This window comes from Streptomyces panaciradicis (assembly GCF_023516615.1).
Taxonomy (GTDB): domain Bacteria; phylum Actinomycetota; class Actinomycetes; order Streptomycetales; family Streptomycetaceae; genus Streptomyces; species Streptomyces panaciradicis.
In genome coordinates this window covers 1-3,097 of sequence record NZ_JAMGBF010000227.1, presented here as the reverse complement: position 1 = coordinate 3,097, position 3,097 = coordinate 1, and the positions used below count along the sequence as shown (strand labels likewise).

4 protein-coding genes and 2 pseudogenes are annotated in these 3,097 nt (G+C 73.9%); 1 reads left to right on the top strand and 5 read right to left on the bottom strand.

Annotation, left to right across the window (positions count from 1 at the left end; genetic code table 11):
- Window positions 1–250: pseudogene (locus tag M8J74_RS41940) on the top strand (ABC transporter); the annotation flags it as partial.
- Here M8J74_RS41940 and M8J74_RS41935 read toward each other — a convergent pair.
- The 5 genes and pseudogenes from M8J74_RS41935 to M8J74_RS41915 all read right to left on the bottom strand — a co-directional run.
- On the bottom strand, window positions 242–430 hold the full coding sequence (locus M8J74_RS41935; RefSeq protein WP_249841423.1) for a hypothetical protein: 189 nt from the start codon (window positions 428–430) through the stop codon (window positions 242–244). The pseudogene M8J74_RS41940 and the gene M8J74_RS41935 sit on opposite strands and share 9 nt — an antisense overlap.
- Before the next feature lie 18 nt (window positions 431–448).
- Window positions 449–1,291: a polysaccharide deacetylase family protein gene (locus M8J74_RS41930; RefSeq protein WP_249841422.1), complete on the bottom strand. Its 843-nt coding sequence runs from the start codon at window positions 1,289–1,291 to the stop codon at window positions 449–451.
- 59 nt (window positions 1,292–1,350) lie between these two features.
- Entirely contained in the window at window positions 1,351–2,226 is an 876-nt protein-coding gene (locus M8J74_RS41925; protein ID WP_249841421.1) for a PPK2 family polyphosphate kinase, read from the bottom strand.
- Between the two features lie 63 nt (window positions 2,227–2,289).
- Window positions 2,290–2,850, bottom strand: a complete 561-nt coding sequence (locus M8J74_RS41920; protein WP_249841420.1) for a YbhB/YbcL family Raf kinase inhibitor-like protein — start codon at window positions 2,848–2,850, stop codon at window positions 2,290–2,292.
- 15 nt (window positions 2,851–2,865) lie between these two features.
- Window positions 2,866–3,097 (bottom strand): annotated as a pseudogene (locus M8J74_RS41915) (slipin family protein); the annotation flags it as partial.

Below are 3,097 nucleotides of genomic sequence, written 5' to 3'. Positions count from 1 at the left end.
GGCCGTCGGGGCGCTCACCAACTGGCCGCTGCTGCGCTCACCGGGCCGGGCGGTCCCGGCGATGCTCCTGGCGGCGCTGACGTCGGTGGTGGCGACCGGCTCCCCGGCGCAGGCGGCGGTCAGCGGCCTGGTCACCGGCTCGCAGTCGGGAACGGTCCCGGTACCGCTGCTGCCACTGGCCGCGGCGGCCGCCCTCGCGGCGCCGGCGACCGCGGCGGCCTGCGCCCTGGCGTCCCGCCGCTCACCCTGAACAGGCGCTCCGCTGGGCCTCCTGCCACTCGCACACGGGGCACAGCGTGACGCCCTTGTACGACTCCGCGTACTCCGTCGGCTCCCGGCACAGCACGCACTCCGCGTACGGCGGCCCGTCGGCCTTCGGCGGCCTCGCCGTGTCGCCGATCGTGCAGTAGCCGTCACCCTCGTCGCTCATGCCTCCAGCGTAAGCGGGTCACCTTTGCTCGCCCGCGGACCGGATCAGCTGGGAGACCTTCACGAACCGGTAGCCCTTCGCGCGCAGTTCGGGCACGATTCTCCGCACCGCCCGCTCGGTCGCCGGCGCCGCGCTGCGGGTGCAGTGCATGACGACGACCGAGCCCGGACGCACCCCCTCCAGCACCTGCCGGGCCACCGCGTCGGAGTCCGTGGCGAACGCGTCCCCGCTCACCACGTCCCACTGGACGGCGGTGACGCCGGTCGGGGTGAGCGCCTTCAGGGCCGTCCGGTCGTAGCACCCGCCGGGGAAGCGGAAGTAGGGCATCGCGTCCGTCACGCCGGCCCTGCGGAAGGCGGCGTACGCGCGCTCGACGTCCGCCCGCATGCGGTCCTCGGGCACGGTCGGCAGTCCGTAGCAGTCCCCGGTGAAGGCGTAGTGGCTGTAGGAGTGGTTGGCGATCTCGAAGAGCGGGTCCCGGTCGATGGACCGCGCCTGCAGCGGATACTCGTCGGCCCAGCGCCCCGTCATGAACACGGTCGCCGGCACCTTCAGCGCCCGCAGCGTCGCGATGAGCTGCGGATTGTCGAAGCGCTCCCCGCGTGCCGCCCGTGCGCCCTCGTCCGCGGTCATGTCGGCGTCGAAGGTGAGGGCGACCGTCCGGCCGTGGGTGCGGGGGCCGTTGCTGAAGACGGGGGTGAGGCCGGTGGGGCCGGGGGCGAGCGTCGGGGGCCTGGAGGGGGTGGCGCGGGTCGCCGTGGGCGCCGGGTGGGCGGCACGGGGAGCGGCGGGTGCGCCGCAGGCGGTGAGCGCGGCGCCGAGCGCACAGGCGGCCGCAGCTTGTCGTACTCGAATGATCACCCTACGAACATAAAGGGATGAATCGCCCCCTTTGTGGAACGGTGCGGGCGTGCCGGGCCTCAAGCCCCCTTCTGCAGCCGCTCCCGGCACTCCCGAAGGTCCCAGTCCGGCTCCGGGTAGCGCGGATCCAGCGCCTCGAAATGCTGCAGGAGCAGCCGGGCGATCGCCCAGTCGCGGTACCACTTGCGGTCGGCCGGGACCACGTACCAGGGGGCGTACGGCGTCGAGCAGCGGTGCAGCGCGATCTCGTACGCCTCCTGGTAGGCGGGCCACAGCGCGCGGTCGTCGATGTCGCCTGGGCTGAACTTCCAGCGCTTGTCGGGGCGGTCCAGGCGCCTGAGCAGGCGGCGGCGCTGCTCCTCGTAGGAGATGTGCAGGAAGCACTTCACGACGGTGACGCGGTCGTCGACCAGGCGCTGCTCGAAGCGGTTGATCTCGTCGTAGCGGCGTTCGATCTCGGCACGGGGGACCAGCGCGCGGACGCGGGGGACGAGGACGTCCTCGTAGTGCGAGCGGTCGAAGGCGCCGAGTTCGCCCGGCCGGGGGAGTTCCTTCTCGATCCGCCACAGGAAGGGGTGCTCCCGCTCCTCGGGAGTGGGCGCACGGAAGCCCTTGACCCGGCAGCCGGCCGGGTTGAGCAGGCCGACCACGTGTTTGATCGTGCCGCCCTTGCCGCTGGTGTCCATGCCCTGCAGCACCAGCAGCACCCGGCGGCGGTCACCGGTGAGGCCCATCGCCCACAGGCGTTCCTGCAGCCCGGCGAGGCGCTTGCCGAGGCGTGCGGTGGCCGCGCGGCCCGCGGACTTGCCGCCGGGCCCGGCGGGGACGGCCCGGGTGTCGTACGCCGCCAGGTCGATCGGTTCGCCGCGCGGCACCCGCAGCAGCGTCCGGAGATCCGCCGTCGCGGCCTTCTGCCTCTTGCCGTCCTGGGACACGGGGCACCCCTTCCGGTCCGGTCTGACTCGATCCTGCGGCCTCGGTGGGCGGGTTGCCAGCGATCAGCGGCCGTAACGGCCCGTCAGGGTGCCCGCGGCCAGCGTGTGGCCGGCCAGCGCGCGCTCGAGGTCGGCGGCCGAGGCGTCGGCGGGCAGGCGGAGGGTGCGGTCGGCGGCGTAGACCGAGAAGACGTAGTGGTGGGGGCTGCTCCGGGTGCCCTTGGGCGGGCAGGGGCCGCCGTACCCCCGCTTCCCGAAGCCGTTGCGGCCCTGTGTCGCGCCCGGGGGCACCTGGCCGGCCGGCCAGTCGGCGCGCCTCGCGTCCGCGTTCCACAGCAGCCAGTGCGTGAAGGCGCGGTGCGGGGCGTCGAGGTCCTGGACCAGGACCGCCAGGGTGATGGCGCCGGCGGGGACACCGGAGAACTCCAGCGCGGGCGAGACGTCCTCGCCGTCGCAGGTGTGGCGGCGCGGGATGGTGCCGCCGTCGGTGAAGGCGGGAGAGGACAGCGAGATGCGGTGCGCGGCGCTGGGAGAGGGGACGGCCGTACCGCCGCCGCCGTCCCCGCAGGCCGACACGAGCCCGCTCACCGCCGCCAGGGCCATGAGCACACGCCCGCGGGCCACGCCGCGCGGCACCCGTCACTTCTCCAGCTGAGGGTTCGGCGGGTGCTGTTCCTGGGCCCTCTCCAGGAAGCGGAGCAGCTCCACCGGGAAGGGCAGCACCAGTGTCGAGTTCTTCTCGGCGGCGACGGCGACGACGGTCTGCAGCAGCCGCAGCTGGAGCGCGGCGGGCTGCTCGGACATCTCCTTGGCGGCCTCGGCGAGTTTCTTGGAGGCCTGGAGTTCGGCGTCGGCGTTGATGATGCGGGCC

Bases quoted from the DNA above. Each gene is read 5' to 3' on its own strand.
- M8J74_RS41935 (WP_249841423.1), bottom strand. From the start codon at position 430: ATGAGCGACGAGGGTGACGGCTACTGCACGATCGGCGACACGGCGAGG.